This window comes from Streptococcus oralis (genome assembly GCF_002386345.1).
Classification (GTDB): domain Bacteria; phylum Bacillota; class Bacilli; order Lactobacillales; family Streptococcaceae; genus Streptococcus; species Streptococcus oralis_S.
This window is the reverse complement of record NZ_CP023507.1, coordinates 1,610,879-1,624,445: the sequence shown is the minus strand read 5'-3', so window position 1 is coordinate 1,624,445 and position 13,567 is coordinate 1,610,879. Positions and strand designations below refer to the sequence as shown.

Annotated in this window: 11 protein-coding genes and 3 pseudogenes; 13 read left to right on the top strand and 1 reads right to left on the bottom strand. The window is 42.1% G+C overall.

The annotated features are described in order from the left end of the window. The first annotated feature begins 54 nt into the window (after nucleotides 1–54). From CO686_RS07935 to CO686_RS10565, 10 genes and pseudogenes are all read left to right on the top strand, one after another. Nucleotides 55–516: a MarR family winged helix-turn-helix transcriptional regulator gene (locus CO686_RS07935; RefSeq protein WP_049500046.1), complete on the top strand. Its 462-nt coding sequence runs from the start codon at nucleotides 55–57 to the stop codon at nucleotides 514–516. Next, nucleotides 500–2,269 (top strand): ABC transporter ATP-binding protein, encoded by a 1,770-nt coding sequence (locus tag CO686_RS07930; RefSeq protein WP_049500047.1) that lies wholly within the window; start codon nucleotides 500–502, stop codon nucleotides 2,267–2,269. Before CO686_RS07935 ends, CO686_RS07930 begins: the two co-directional genes overlap by 17 nt. After that, nucleotides 2,259–4,019, top strand: coding sequence for an ABC transporter ATP-binding protein (locus CO686_RS07925; RefSeq protein WP_096753703.1), 1,761 nt, complete (start codon nucleotides 2,259–2,261; stop codon nucleotides 4,017–4,019). Before CO686_RS07930 ends, CO686_RS07925 begins: the two co-directional genes overlap by 11 nt. Nucleotides 4,020–4,115: 96 nt before the next feature. Next, complete coding sequence (locus CO686_RS07920) at nucleotides 4,116–4,619, top strand: phosphatase PAP2 family protein (protein WP_070799925.1); 504 nt, start codon at nucleotides 4,116–4,118, stop codon at nucleotides 4,617–4,619. 113 nt (nucleotides 4,620–4,732) lie between these two features. Next, nucleotides 4,733–5,179, top strand: a complete 447-nt coding sequence (locus CO686_RS07915; RefSeq protein ID WP_000776583.1) for a LytTR family DNA-binding domain-containing protein — start codon at nucleotides 4,733–4,735, stop codon at nucleotides 5,177–5,179. Nucleotides 5,180–5,184: 5 nt separating this feature from the next. Then, nucleotides 5,185–5,859, top strand: coding sequence for a LiaF transmembrane domain-containing protein (locus tag CO686_RS07910; RefSeq protein ID WP_096753702.1), 675 nt, complete (start codon nucleotides 5,185–5,187; stop codon nucleotides 5,857–5,859). Nucleotides 5,860–5,963: 104 nt separating this feature from the next. Continuing rightward, the gene (gene rpmB / locus CO686_RS07905; protein WP_001140948.1) at nucleotides 5,964–6,152 is read left to right on the top strand and encodes a 50S ribosomal protein L28; all 189 of its coding nucleotides are present in this window, start codon (nucleotides 5,964–5,966) and stop codon (nucleotides 6,150–6,152) included. Continuing rightward, nucleotides 6,153–6,476 (top strand): annotated as a pseudogene (locus CO686_RS07900) (LPXTG cell wall anchor domain-containing protein); the annotation flags it as partial. It lies immediately after the preceding gene. Nucleotides 6,477–6,495: 19 nt separating this feature from the next. Beyond that, nucleotides 6,496–10,197, top strand: coding sequence for an SspB-related isopeptide-forming adhesin (locus tag CO686_RS07895; RefSeq protein WP_049500479.1), 3,702 nt, complete (start codon nucleotides 6,496–6,498; stop codon nucleotides 10,195–10,197). Between the two features lie 62 nt (nucleotides 10,198–10,259). Continuing rightward, a pseudogene (locus tag CO686_RS10565) lies at nucleotides 10,260–10,525 on the top strand (hypothetical protein); the annotation flags it as partial. Here CO686_RS10565 and CO686_RS07885 read toward each other — a convergent pair. Continuing rightward, nucleotides 10,450–10,734 (bottom strand): annotated as a pseudogene (locus CO686_RS07885) (transposase family protein); the annotation flags it as partial. The pseudogenes CO686_RS10565 and CO686_RS07885 overlap by 76 nt on opposite strands. 365 nt (nucleotides 10,735–11,099) lie before the next feature. Between CO686_RS07885 and rpmB (CO686_RS07880) the strand changes: the two are divergent. The 3 genes from rpmB (CO686_RS07880) to CO686_RS07870 all read left to right on the top strand — a co-directional run bounded on the left by rpmB (CO686_RS07880) (nucleotide 11,100) and on the right by CO686_RS07870 (nucleotide 13,476). After that, complete coding sequence (gene rpmB / locus CO686_RS07880; protein ID WP_001140948.1) at nucleotides 11,100–11,288, top strand: 50S ribosomal protein L28; 189 nt, start codon at nucleotides 11,100–11,102, stop codon at nucleotides 11,286–11,288. 152 nt (nucleotides 11,289–11,440) lie between these two features. Then, nucleotides 11,441–11,806: an Asp23/Gls24 family envelope stress response protein gene (locus CO686_RS07875; protein ID WP_000216434.1), complete on the top strand. Its 366-nt coding sequence runs from the start codon at nucleotides 11,441–11,443 to the stop codon at nucleotides 11,804–11,806. Nucleotides 11,807–11,808: 2 nt separating this feature from the next. Next, nucleotides 11,809–13,476: a DAK2 domain-containing protein gene (locus CO686_RS07870; protein ID WP_000036688.1), complete on the top strand. Its 1,668-nt coding sequence runs from the start codon at nucleotides 11,809–11,811 to the stop codon at nucleotides 13,474–13,476. Nucleotides 13,477–13,567: the final 91 nt, after the last annotated feature.

The following is a 13,567-nucleotide window of genomic DNA, read 5'->3' as shown; positions in this document are numbered from 1 at the left end:
GGAAACCTAAATAGTTCTTGTGAGAACTATATTTGTCGTGAGAAAGGAGCAATCATGGACAAGCCGATGTTAATGTTCAAACGTTTTGGACACCAGGTTCATCTGATGGTACAGAAAGAAGCTAAGCGATGTGGCATTGAATTTATGGGTGGACCGCAAGGGCAGGTTCTGCGTTTTTTAGACCATTGTGAACAAAAAGAGGAACTGGTCTTGATTAAGGATATCGAGCAGGAACTCAATATTAGCAAATCTGTGGCGAGTAATCTAGTCAAGCGCATGGTACAAAATGGTTTGGTCGAGTTAGAGGCGAGCCCGAGCGATAAGCGGGCAAAATTTGTTCGCCTGACGGAGAAATCGCGTTCGCAGATGCAAAAAGTTAAAGCTTTTTTTGATCGGATTGATCACAGTCTGCTAGAGGGGGTTTCAAAGTCAGACTTGGCAATCTTTGAAAAGGTACTCGGGCAATTGCAAGAAAATGTTGAGAAGATAGGAGGAGAGAATGAAGAAACTCGCTAAACGTATTACAGGAAAAGAGTGGGGAATGATCGCCCTTACGATTCTTTTCACTTGTTTCTCGGTCTATCTCGAGTTAGAGGTGCCGACTTATATTTCGCAAATTACAGAATTACTGGGAACGTCTGGAACGCAATTGGGTGAACTCTGGTCACCAGCTGCGAAGATGATTGGTTTGTCTTTATTGGCTTTCTTTTCATCTATTATGGTTGGTTTCTTTGCTGCTCGCGTTGCAGCATCCTATACAACTCATCTACGCACTGACGTATTTCATCAGGTTTTGGATTTTTCACAGACAGAAATCAAGCGCTTTTCAATCCCAAGTCTTTTGACTCGGACGACCAATGATATCACACAGGTACAGATGCTCTTTACCATGGGCTTGCAAGTGGTTACTCGTGGGCCAATCATGGCAATCTGGGCTATTGGAAAAATCCTTGGGAAATCGGAATACTGGCTCTGGGCGGTCGTTGTGGCTGTTATTGTCAATGTCTTGATGACAACCGTTCTTATGACTCTGGCCTTTCCTAAACAATCGGTCATCCAAAAATTGACAGATAAACTCAATAGCATCACTCGTGAAAGTTTGACTGGGATTCGAGTTGTTCGCGCATACAATGCCGAGGATTACCAAGATAAGAAATTTGAAGCAGCCAACGATGAGGTAACACGTCTCAATCTCTTTGTCAATCGATTGATGGCCATTATGAATCCCATTATGATGGCGATTTCCAGTGGACTAAGTTTAGCTATTTACTGGATTGGTGCCTATATCATCAACGATGCAAGTTTGGCAGAACGTCTGCCACTCTTTAGTGATATGGTGGTCTTCATGTCCTATGCTATGCAGGTCGTGATGGGCTTCCTTCTCATGGGAGCACTCTTTATCGTTCTTCCTCGTACCTTGGTTTCGGCAGGACGTATCAATCAAGTATTGGATTTGCATTCTTCTATTGAAAATCCTAGTCATGCACAGACAGCGGATCCTTCAGTTCAAGGACAAGTGGAATTCCGTGATGTGACTTTCCGCTACTCTAAAAACTCAGAAGCAGTCGTGGAACATGTCACTTTCAAAGCAGAAGCGGGTCAAACCGTAGCCTTCATCGGATCGACTGGATCAGGAAAGTCCACCCTAGTCAACCTTTTGCCACGTTTTTACGACGTTTCAGATGGACAAATCCTAGTGGATGGTGTCAATGTACAAGATTACAATTTGGAAGATTTGCGCAATAAGGTCGGCTATATTCCACAAAAAGCTGTACTCTTTTCTGGAAATGTCAAGGGGAACTTGGACTTTGGTAAGAGCAAAGAAACTCCTCTAAGCGAGGCTGCTATGTGGCAAGCCTTGGAATTGGCCCAGTCTAAAAGCTTTATCGAGGACAAGGAAGCAGGACTTGCATCAGAAGTGGCCCAAGGCGGAACCAACTTCTCAGGAGGTCAAAGACAGCGTTTGGCCATTGCGCGTGCCTTGGCTCGTAAGCCTGAAATCCTCATTTTTGATGATTCCTTCTCGGCCTTGGACTACAAGACAGACCGGATCTTGCGCCAAGAACTTGCTGAAAAAACACAATCTATGACCAAGCTCATCGTAGCGCAACGGATTTCTACTATTATGGATGCTGACCTAATCTTAGTATTGGATCAAGGTAAAGTCGTGGGACAAGGCACCCACAAGGAACTTCTAGCTACCAACGAAGTCTACCAAGAAATTGCCTACTCACAACTATCGAAGGAGGAATTGGAACATGGAAAATAAAAAAGTGTCGGTCTGGAAACAGTGCAAACCTTATATGGCAGGCCTCCAACTCCCTCTCCTACTAGCAGTTGTGGCTGCAGTCATTTCAAGCATCATTACCGTTTATGGTCCAACTAAGATTAAAGAAATTACAAACTTGATTTCAGATGGTTTGATGACTGGAATTGATTTAGAGGCTGTGTCAAGTATTGCTAGCTTTTTAGTGATTCTCTATGTATTTGGCGCCATCCTTAACTATACACAGGCCTATATCTTTTCAACGAGCATTCAGCATTTTTCAAAACGCTTGCGGACAGCAATCGCTGAAAAAATCAATCGTTTGCCACTTGGCTATTTTGACCGTCATTCACAAGGAGATACCCTTTCGCGCGTGACCAATGATGTGGATACAGCAGCGCAATCTCTCAACCAAAGTCTAGGGACAGTTCTTTCAGCTAGTTTCTTGTTGATTGCTGTCTTGGTGACCATGTTTGGGATGAACTGGATTTTGGCATTGGTAACAGTTGTATCAACCCTTGTTGGTTTTGCGGCGGTTTCTGTAATCATGGCCAAGTCACAGGGTTATTTTAAAGCTCAGCAAAATAATCTAGCAGCCGTCAATGGTTATGTGGAAGAGATGTACTCTGGCCATAATGTAGTGACCAGCTACAACGCAGTGGACACCTCCAAAGCGAGATTTGCAGGGTTAAACCAAGACTTGCATGACAGTATCTGGAAATCTCAGTTTATCTCTGGTATCATGATGCCAGCCATGTTCTTTGTTGGGAACTTTAGTTATGTCTTAGTCATCATCGTTGGGGCCGCGCTGGCGTTAGAAGGGCATATCACTATAGGGATTATTGTAGCCTTTATGGTTTACGTACGGACCTTCTCTCAACCTCTGTCACAGATTGCCCAAGGGATTACGAGCTTGCAACAAGCGAGTGCAGCCATGACTCGTGTATTAGAATTTCTAGCTGAAGCTGAGATGCAGGATGAATCTCATAAGGAAAGACAATTGGCCCATATGAAAGGGGAAGTAGTCTTTGATCATGTGTCCTTTGGCTATACACCAGAGCGCACCATCATCCATGACTTTTCTGCGACGGCTCATGCAGGTCAAAAGGTCGCAATCGTTGGACCGACTGGAGCTGGTAAGACAACCATTGTCAATCTTTTGATGAAGTTCTATGAGATAGATAAGGGAAGTATCCGCATCGATGGCGTGGATACCAAGGATATGAAGCGTTCGGAAGTACACGATGCCTTTTCAATGGTCTTGCAGGATACCTGGCTCTTTGAAGGAACGATTCGAGAGAACCTGATATATAATCAGACAGACATCAGTGATGAACGAATGATGGAAGCCAGCAAGGCTGTGGGAATCCACCACTTTATCATGACTTTGCCAGACGGTTACGACACCGTTTTGGATGACACTGTGACCTTGTCTGTTGGGCAAAAACAACTCTTGACCATTGCTCGTGCTTTGCTGAAGGATGCACCGCTCTTGATTTTGGATGAAGCGACATCCTCAGTTGACACACGTACAGAGGAGTTGATTCAAAAAGCCATGGACCGTTTGATGGAGGGTAGAACCTCCTTTGTCATTGCCCACCGCTTGTCAACCATCCGTAATGCAGATTTGATCTTGGTCATGAAAGATGGTAATATCATCGAGCAAGGAAATCATGAGGAATTGATGGGCCAAGCTGGCTTCTATGCGGATCTCTACAACAGCCAATTCACAGAAGACCAAGCAGAAGAATAAATCAAAAGAAGGCTTGACGGCCTTCTTTTTCTGCACTATACTAGAAGACAAGTGCCTCACTTCTAGGCAAAAATAAAATGATAATGAGAAGAATAAATGAAAAATTATCAAGAATGGTATAGAAACATTAGCTCCAAACTAACTAGCCATCCAACCCTTTTGTTTCTATTGATTAGTTTTAATCGTTTGATGACAGTAGCTATGCCCCTGGTCTATCTAACCTTGCTAGTCACTACTTACCTGCAGCTAGGACTTGGTCAGAAAGTTGGGGTCTATTTGCTTGTCCCTGCTACAGGCTTTGTAATTTTGTCCCTCTTTCGTAAGAAAATCAATCACCCGCGACCTTATGAAACTTGGGACATCAGTCCCCTTCTTGAAAAGGATAGTTCGGGACAGTCGATGCCCAGTCGCCATGTCTTTTCGGCAACTATCATCTCCATGGCCTGTCTGCATGCTAGTCTATCTGTTGGCTTAGCATGCTTGCTCTTTTCAGCTTTGCTGGGCTTGGTGAGGGTTTTAGGGGGTGTGCATTATCCCAAGGATGTGCTTGTTGGTTACGCTTGTGGTCTCATGTGGGGGTTCCTTTTCTTCCTTTTTTGACATGTAAGTCAAGCTAGTCTAACAACCACTTACTGCTTCATATTGACCACTTGCTTTTTTTCCCTTGTTTTCCTAATTTAGCTTTGATATAGTAGAGTCAGAAAGGAGATGTGATGAAGTTACGAATTGAGATTGACGGCAATTTAGAAGAAACTGAAATTGTCATCAAGACACCTGCTTTGACAGATGAAATTGCGGACTTGCAACGGCTTTTGCAAGAGTCAAAGGCTCCGAGGTTGACTTTTTACAAGGGGACAGGTGAATATTATCTAGACCTATCGGAAATCCTCTTCTTTGAGACAGAAGGGAGCAAGATTTACGCTCATACCCAGAAGGAAGCCTATGAAGTTCGCCTCAAGCTCTATGAGTTGGAGTCCATCTTACCTCGCTATTTTAGTCGAGTTTCCAAGTCAACGATCGCAAACATCCGTCAGATTTACTCAGTGGACAAGTCCTTTTCAGGAACGGGCACCATTTCCTTCTATCAGACGCACAAGGAGGTTCATGTCTCACGGCATTACCAATCCCTCCTAAAAGAAAATCTAAGAAACATGAGGTAAAAAACATGAAAAAGAAAGCATTTGGTATTGTTTTATTGGTTTTAGCAGCCTGGATCTTGCTGCAAGGGAATTTTGGAATTCCTTCTTTGGATGGCAAGATATGGCCTTTACTAGGTATCGCCTTTTTTGCTTATAAGTCCATTGAGTCTATCCTTAGACGTCATCTCACTTCGGCAGTTTTTACAGGGTTATTAGCGCTCATCATTGCAAATTACGCTTATGACTTGTTACCAGTTACCAATCATTCTCTCATCTGGGCTAGCATCTTGGTGGTACTCGGTGTTGGTTATCTGACGCATTCAAGTAAGTTCTGGAATGAAAAAAAATGGTGGTACGATGGGAAAAAAACAGTCGTCACGGATAAGGAAGTCGCTTTTGGTAGCGGGACCTTCTATAAGCAAGATCAAGATCTCGTAGATGACCAAGTGGAAGTCGCTTTTGGGGATGCTAAAATCTACTATGATAATGCAGAGATGCTAGGTGATTTTGCAACTTTAAATATTGAAGTGGCCTTCGGGAATGCAACTGTCTATGTTCCACAACACTGGCGTGTCGATTTGAAAGTAGAAACCTCCTTTGGTGCAGCTAAGGCAGATGCTCCTGTAGCGCCAACAAACAAAACCTTGATTATCCGTGGGGAAGTCGCTTTTGGTAAACTTGGAGTTGTTTACGTTAAATAAAAAATCATCGAATTTCCTTGCTAAAATAGAGAAAGTGTGCTAACATAGTGCTGCATGTGGTGCTAGCACATCCGCTATATTAGATCTAATAGGAGGAAAACACAATGGCTAAAGTATGTTACTTTACAGGTCGTAAGACTGTATCAGGAAACAACCGTTCACACGCGATGAACCAAACAAAACGTGCCGTAAAACCAAACCTTCAAAAAGTTACTGTTCTTATCGATGGAAAACCTAAAAAAGTTTGGGCTTCAGCTCGTGCCTTGAAATCAGGTAAAGTTGAACGCGTTTAACAAAAAGGGAAGTCACAAATTGGAACAGCATCTACATCAATAGGTCAGGCAGTGCATGATATTACGAAATCACCTGTTCAAACTAGCACAGGTGATTCTATTGTTAGCACTCAAAATGGGCATCTTATCCTTTCAGATGGTTCTGTAGTTGCTCCTGAAGCACTTGGAGCTGTTACAAATGAAGACAAGATAATCAGTGTTTCAACTGCGGATGGTAAAATGGTAACTTTGCCAAACACAGGAACAGAACAAAGTTTCCCAGCTGTAATTGGTGGCATGTTGTTGACAGCAGTAGGTTACTTTTACAAGAAAAAACTATTTTAATTAAGAAAAGGAGAGATATATGGCAGAAAAAACACAAGGACACGGATATTTCCGTAAGAAAAAATGGGCTAAAGGCCTGGTATCAGGAATTGCAGTTGCAGGTATTGTAGCCTTCTCTGCAGGTTCTGTATTGGCGGATGAAGCAGTTCAGCCTGAAATTGAAAACGACAATAACATGTACGCTACACAAGCTGGTAAAACAACAGGAAGCCAGTCCGTAGCGATTGATAATAGTGCAGTCACAAAGGCTGCTGACAAGGCTAAACAAGCTGGAGTAGTTGTATCTGAGACATCAAGCATTGATAAGGGTACAAATACTACCTCATCAAGTCTTGAACAGTCTAAGGCTGAGATTAAACAAGACCAGACTAAGCAAATAAAGGCACTTGAAGAAACGACTGAAAAACAAGTTCAAAACAATGAAGCCTTTAAGGAAGCGCAGGAAGCCATTCAAGCTAATAATAGCTTTGTGGCCACTGAAAAAGGCAAGCACGAACAATCAACAACTGTTACAGTGACGAATGATGGTTCGACTGCCACAGATGGGACAGCGACTCAAAACAACAAAGCTACTCAAACAGCTAAGAAAGTCTTAGCAGGAAATCAGCAAGCTGTCTCAACCTACCTGGAAGAAAAAGGGAAGTACGAAGCTACTGTCAAACAAGCTACTGAATTAAATCAAGCAGTAGAAGCTGCTGCAATAGATTTGGAGAAAAAGGATGTAACGGTTAAGGTTGTGACACGTACCGTTTCTTCAATCGCAGAAGTAGAAGAATTGAAGAAACAAAATGACAAAGCTATTGCAACTGCAAAAAGCAAAGTGGAGCTTAACAAAGCCATCATGGCTGCCTATGCAGAGAAGAAGAATGCTAGTGATCAAGTTAATCAAGATGCTGATCGTAAATCAACAGATTTGAAAAACTCTGGTGTACTTTTAACCTCTAAAACACAGGAAGTTTCTTCAGCTGATGAAGCGAAGCAAATTGGGGAACAAAACCAAGCAGCTTATGACAAAGCTAAGCAGACCCAAGCGGAATGGCAGAAGAAGTACGATGAGCTTCGAGCTAAGACAAGCACGGAAGGCTACATAAAAGAAGTAGTCTTGCAAGCCATTAGTGTTGCGACAGCAAATCCTGAAGCAACAGTGGAGTCCTCTGCTCCAGGAGCGCAGGTAACTACTAAAGGTTACATTCTCTCATCAAAAGGAACCTCAGGCTATGCTCGTATTCTTGACTCGACTAAAGTCTTGAAATACGAGGATGTTGGCACTGGATGGAAAACAGAAGTTGACTACACTAATCTGAAAGGTTTGACTGTTTCAACTGCAGATGGTAAAAAGCATGATATTTCTCGTATCCATCGAAAATTCGAGATTCTTAATCAAGGGAAGACAGGATTGAATGATGTCTATGTCTTGAATGACCCAACAGAAGGATTCGTAGTAGCTCGTAACGATGGAACCGGTGTACCAGCAGACTACATGAATTTCTTGGTTACGGATACCTACTACTACAACGTGGATGGGAAAGAAGTAGCTTTCAAAGCAAGTGAAAAGACTCCTGCAACCCTGACCTATTCTTCACTCAATCACAATCGTATTGGTTGGGAAGGTGCGAAAGCCATTAACGGAACTCATGTTGAAATTAACGGCTCAACTGTAAGCTATAACAAGAATAATGGTTATGTTCGCGCTGAAGGCTACAACGACCAACAAGATGTGGGGCATCTTTGGGATAAATCTGACTCACCTTACCAATACAAGGGAGCTGCACTTGGTGTCTTTAAGGAAGGGACAGCCTTCACATCCGAATTTATCCAATGGGATGGACCAGATAATTCAGGTGGCCAAACTTTCTGGTTTGCTTTGAATACGAAGGCTTTAGCGCCGGTTGTTGGAGTTCCAGCTACTGCAACCATTACTAAAACAACCGTGAAGCCAGTTAAGACTGAACCTGTATCAGCTGAATTGGTCAATGCGAAAAATCCAGCCAAACCAACCTTGGCGCTTAAAACTCTATCTGAAACTAAAAATCAGAAGTTATCCGCAAGCTATCACGGTTACAAATTGCAGTATAAACCTACTGTCCGCAAGTCTGTATCTGACACAGATAAAACGAATACAGATGGCCAAACAGTTGCTAAAAACGATACGCAGCTCTACACATTGAATCATGACAATATCTATGCGAACCTTAAAAAAGGTGACAAGATTACTATCATTGATCCACTCGAAGCTGGAGCAGTTCCTGATGTAGCTGTGACGAAAGCAACTGCAGAGAAAGCGGGATGGAGCGTTGCCTATGATGCAGGAAAGAATACTTATACCTTTACTGCAACCTACGAAGGGAAGCGCTTAGAAGCTCCTGTGATTACCTGGAAACCAATCTATGACAAGGGCTTCTATGACAACACTTATAAAGTGTTAGTGAATAACTATGAAGTTTTCTCAAATACTGTTACGAACTACACTCCAAGACCTCCAAAACCAGTCAAATCTGTGTTAGATCATTCTGGAAAGGATATCAATGGTGCTAAAACATTTGATCGTAACGTGACCTTCCGCTTGATGACAGACTACAGTTCTTATGCCAAAACTCTTGCTTCAGCGAGCGCACTTGGTAAGGAGTTTGCAATCTTAGATGATGTTCAAGACAAAGCCTTCACAGTTGACCACAGCAAGATCAAGATGACTGCTGCTGGTAAAGACGTGAAAAACCTATTTGACATGTATCATGTACTTTCAGATGCAGGACGTACTGATGCAATCAATAAAATTTTGAAGGAATTGAACTTGCAACCTAAAGGTGAGTTCTATCTCTGGGTAGCCAAGGATTCTAAGAGTTTCTATCAGAACTACGTGAAACCAAATAAGAATGTTACTGTTGATCTTCCAGCCAAACTCTTGGTTAAAGCAGGGGACAAAGTCGAGAATGACTTTAAACAGATTGACTTTGGGAATGGCTATCAATCAAACCTTGTGACTGTCTCAGTTCCTGATGTGAAGCCAGAGAAACATGCCCTGGATCAAAAGAATAATAAGAAAGTCTTGGACGGTCAAGAGGTACAGATTGGCCAATACATCCGCTATCTACTTGATGGCGTAACTGTTCCAGCTAAACATGATAGCCTCTTCCAATATGACGGTAGTGACCAGTTAGATGTGGTTCATGATCGATATACAGGTAAGTGGCAAGGCATTTTCAAGGGTACAGAGTACACAGCTGAGAAAGACCTTATCTTGCCTTATGATGTCATCCTGAAGGATGGTAAAGTAGTCAAAGCTGGTGACAAGATTGTCAAAGGTACAGCTTATGCCTTCTTATTTGAAGTGAACCAGGATACAAATCCTGACTTCCTCAAGAAGATTGTGGCCGTCAAATGGGACGAAAAAGCAGGCAAATGGTCGTATGTTATCAATCAAGACTTCCTAAACTCTCTAGGCGTTAAAGGAACCTTTGATGCAGACTTCTACATCGAGGTAGAACGTATCTCGGCTGGGAAGGTTGAAAATACCTTTATCAATACAGTCAATTTACAAGAGATGACAGCGAAAGTGACAACAACAACGCCAGAACCTCCAAAACCAGAGCCTAAAGAACCAGGCAAGCCACAACCGCAGCCATCACTTCCAAATACAGGAACAGCAGCAAGCATGCTTCCAGTTGTGGGAATGATTTTGGGATTGTTGGGTCTTGCAGGTTTTCGTAAGCATAAAAAATAGAACATCTAGTAATTCCCCCTCATCCATGGTATAATGAAGCCATAAAAAGAGGGGGAAGAGAGATGATAAAGGACACGAAAATGGATGCATATGTGACTAGAAGTGGTTATAGATACTACACTCCAACTCAAAAAAATCAGAAGTTACCAGGTCTGAAGAAGAGAAGAAGTGGAAACAAGGCCTACGTTGGCTAGGAAAAGCTGTCTGGTCAGGAATGGAAACCCTACCGAGTGTGATTGCGAAAGCTGCCGTTTTGATGGTTACGACTCCACTCATGTTTCTCCTCTTTATCTTTAATCTGATTAAGGGCTTGATTGCGACAGACATTTTTTTACAGATTTTACAGCGGAAACGGCGCTTTCTCAATCGAATGAGAGTCTTGTAACCCGCACACTCTAAATAGGGAATTTTTGATTCTTTCCGGAAGTCATATTTAGTCATTTGTCCTTGGAAGTGAGGGTATTTAGGAGCAGGATAATCCAGCTTAGCGATGATTTCTTTATGAGTTCCAGCATCTAGAACATCCAAAATAGTAATGTTCTAGTCTTTGATCCCCAGTGTGTTTGTGATAAAATTGAATGGTTCCATATAAGTCTTTTTAATGATGGTTTGGTCGCTTTTCATTATAGATCTTATGGGACTTTTTTCTACAACAAATAGGCTCCATCATTCCTACAGTGGTTTTACCCACTACAGAAATTACAGAGCCGAAACTTTTTCCAGTTTTTTGTCTGAAAAATCTCGCTTTCTTATGGAGTTATAAGGATATTTGACTAGTCCCAAAAATTTAGACACTAAAAAGTCTTCGAATTTCCTTGCCAAAATAGAGAAAGTGTGATAACATAGTACGGTATGTGGTGCTAGCACATCCGCTATATTAGATCTAATAGGAGGAAAACACAATGGCTAAAGTATGTTACTTTACAGGTCGTAAGACTGTATCAGGAAACAACCGTTCACACGCGATGAACCAAACAAAACGTGCCGTAAAACCAAACCTTCAAAAAGTTACGGTTCTTATCGATGGTAAACCTAAAAAAGTTTGGGCTTCAGCTCGTGCTTTGAAATCAGGTAAAGTTGAACGCGTTTAATAAAAATGAAAAGACCTAACTGGTCTTTTTCTTTTGCTCTAAGGATAAAACCATTTGAAAAATAGAGTAAATATCCGCAGATACAGCATTCTGCTTTTACACTTGGGCTGAAATATGATAAAATAGAGTATCAACTAGTTGAGGTAAAAAAAATGACTGTAAAAATTAATACAAAAGATGGTCAAATCGAACTGACAGATGAAGTGATTGCAACCGTAGTAGGTGGTGCCGCAACTGAGATTTTTGGAGTGGTCGGTATGGCTAGTAAAAATGCCCTCAAAGACAATTTCCAAGCCCTTCTTGGTAAGGAAAATTATTCTAAGGGTGTTGTTATAAAAGCAGCCGAAGATGGTAGCATTGCAGTTGATGTTTATACTGTATTGAGCTACGGAGTAAAGATAAGCGAAGTGTCAAAAAACATTCAAGAGCGTGTTCGTTTTAGTTTAGAAAATCAACTAGGAATTACTGCTCAGACTGTGAATGTCTACATTCAAAATATCAAAGTTGTAGGAGAATAATCGTGTCAAAAATTACTACCAGTTTATTCCAAGAGATGGTGCAAGCTGCATCAACTCGTTTGAATAAGCAAGCAGAATATGTCAATTCATTGAACGTCTTTCCAGTTCCAGATGGAGATACTGGGACAAACATGGGAATGACCATTGAAAATGGTGCGAAAGAAGTAGCAGACAAGCCTGCTTCTACAGTTGGAGAAGTAGCGAGTATTCTTGCCAAAGGGCTCTTGATGGGTGCGCGTGGGAACTCAGGGGTTATCACTTCTCAGCTCTTCCGTGGCTTCTCTCAGGCTATCAAGGAAAAAGATGAATTAACAGGTCAAGACTTGGCTCTTGCCTTCCAATCCGGTGTCGAAGTAGCTTATAAAGCGGTTATGAAACCAGTTGAAGGGACCATTTTGACTGTTTCTCGTGGAGCGGCTATTGGTGCCAAGAAAAAAGCGGAGCAAACAGATGATGCTGTTGAGGTCATGCGTGCAGCCTTGGAAGGCGCAAAAGCAGCTTTGGCTAAGACACCAGAAATGCTTCCAGTCCTTAAGGAAGTTGGTGTGGTAGACTCAGGTGGTCAAGGTTTGGTCTTCATCTACGAAGGATTCCTTTCAGCTCTTACTGGTGAATACAGTGCTTCTGAAGACTTTGTAGCTACTCCTGCCAACATGAGTGAAATGATTAATGCAGAGCACCACAAGTCTGTAGCAGGTCATGTGGCAACTGAGGATATTACCTTCGGTTACTGTACGGAGATCATGGTAGCCCTCAAACAAGGTCCAACTTATTCTAAGGACTTTGACTACGATGAATTCCGTAACTACTTGAATGACTTAGGCGACTCACTGCTTGTTGTCAACGATGATGAGATTGTCAAAGTTCACGTCCATACAGAAGATCCAGGTCTTGTCATGCAAGAAGGTCTCAAATATGGTAGCTTGATCAAGGTAAAAGTGGACAACATGCGTAACCAACACGAAGCGCAAGTTGAAAAAGAAGCAACTCAAGGCAACAAGCCTGCTGAAACAAAAGAGTATGCCCTTATCGCAGTAGTAGCTGGTCAAGGTTTAGCAGATATCTTCCGTGCCCAAGGTGTGGATTATGTTATCGAAGGTGGTCAGACAATGAACCCTTCAACAGAAGACTTTATCAAGGCTGTTGAACAGGTCAATGCTCGCAACATTATCTTCTTGCCAAACAACAAAAATATCTTTATGGCAGCTCAGTCTGCGGCTGAAGTGCTTGAACAACCTGCTGTTGTGGTAGAAGCACGTACAATTCCTCAAGGGTTGACCAGCCTTCTTGCCTTTGATCCAAGCAAATCAATCGAAGAAAACAAAGAGCGCATGACTGCGGCCCTTGGTGATGTCATCAGCGGTAGTGTAACAACAGCCGTTCGTGATACAACTATCGATGGATTAGCAATTCATGAAAATGATAATCTGGGTATGGTCGATGGGAAAATCCTCGTGTCAAATCCTGACATGCACCAAACCTTGACAGAAACTTTGAAACATATGTTGGACGAAGATAGTGAAATCGTAACCTTCTATGTCGGTGAAGACGGAAGCGAAGAACTTGCCAATGAAATTGCCCAAGAAATCGCAGAAGAATTTGAAGATGTTGAAGTAGAGATTCACCAAGGTCAACAACCCGTATATCCATATCTTTTCAGTGTGGAATAATGGTAAAAATTGAATGAAAACAACAGAAGGAGGCTGGTTTTTCAGCTTCCTTTTTCTATGCAAACGGAGTTATAAAGAAATTTATGTAGAA

Bases quoted from the DNA above. Each gene is read 5' to 3' on its own strand.
- rpmB (WP_001140948.1), top strand. From the start codon at position 5,964: ATGGCTAAAGTATGTTACTTTACAGGTCGTAAGACTGTATCAGGAAAC.
- CO686_RS07930 (WP_049500047.1), top strand. From the start codon at position 500: ATGAAGAAACTCGCTAAACGTATTACAGGAAAAGAGTGGGGAATGATC.
- rpmB (WP_001140948.1), top strand. From the start codon at position 11,100: ATGGCTAAAGTATGTTACTTTACAGGTCGTAAGACTGTATCAGGAAAC.
- CO686_RS07925 (WP_096753703.1), top strand. From the start codon at position 2,259: ATGGAAAATAAAAAAGTGTCGGTCTGGAAACAGTGCAAACCTTATATG.
- CO686_RS07895 (WP_049500479.1), top strand. From the start codon at position 6,496: ATGGCAGAAAAAACACAAGGACACGGATATTTCCGTAAGAAAAAATGG.
- CO686_RS07920 (WP_070799925.1), top strand. From the start codon at position 4,116: ATGAAAAATTATCAAGAATGGTATAGAAACATTAGCTCCAAACTAACT.
- CO686_RS07915 (WP_000776583.1), top strand. From the start codon at position 4,733: ATGAAGTTACGAATTGAGATTGACGGCAATTTAGAAGAAACTGAAATT.
- CO686_RS07875 (WP_000216434.1), top strand. From the start codon at position 11,441: ATGACTGTAAAAATTAATACAAAAGATGGTCAAATCGAACTGACAGAT.
- CO686_RS07910 (WP_096753702.1), top strand. From the start codon at position 5,185: ATGAAAAAGAAAGCATTTGGTATTGTTTTATTGGTTTTAGCAGCCTGG.
- CO686_RS07935 (WP_049500046.1), top strand. From the start codon at position 55: ATGGACAAGCCGATGTTAATGTTCAAACGTTTTGGACACCAGGTTCAT.